The sequence below is a fragment of the Duganella alba genome (genome assembly GCF_009674495.1).
Classification (GTDB): domain Bacteria; phylum Pseudomonadota; class Gammaproteobacteria; order Burkholderiales; family Burkholderiaceae_D; genus Rugamonas; species Rugamonas alba.
In genome coordinates this window covers 1-300 of sequence record NZ_WKJN01000106.1, presented here as the reverse complement: position 1 = coordinate 300, position 300 = coordinate 1, and the positions used below count along the sequence as shown (strand labels likewise).

1 pseudogene is annotated in these 300 nt (G+C 77.0%); it reads left to right on the top strand.

The features are described from left to right. Window positions 1–300: pseudogene (locus GJ695_RS29800) on the top strand (flagellar hook-length control protein FliK); the annotation flags it as partial.

Sequence of the window (300 nt, the reverse complement as noted above, 5' to 3'; positions counted from 1 at the left end):
CCGCCCAGGCGGCCGCTGCCGCGGCCAGCGCCGCCGCCCCGGTGGCCGCCCCGCTGTTTTCCCAACTGCTCAACCTGGCCGACGTGGCCAACGCCGCCCGCACCGATGACGGCGCCAGCGACGACGCCACCCAGCCCGCCGGCGACGACGCCACCGGTTCCGGCAGCGCGGCCGCCAGCGATGTGCTGCCAGCCATGATCACCTCGCTGCTGAACGTGGCGCTGCCGGTGCAGACCGCGCCGGTCGCCGCCGATGCCGCGCCGCGCGGCGATGCGGTCAGCGCCGTCTCGACCCTGAGCA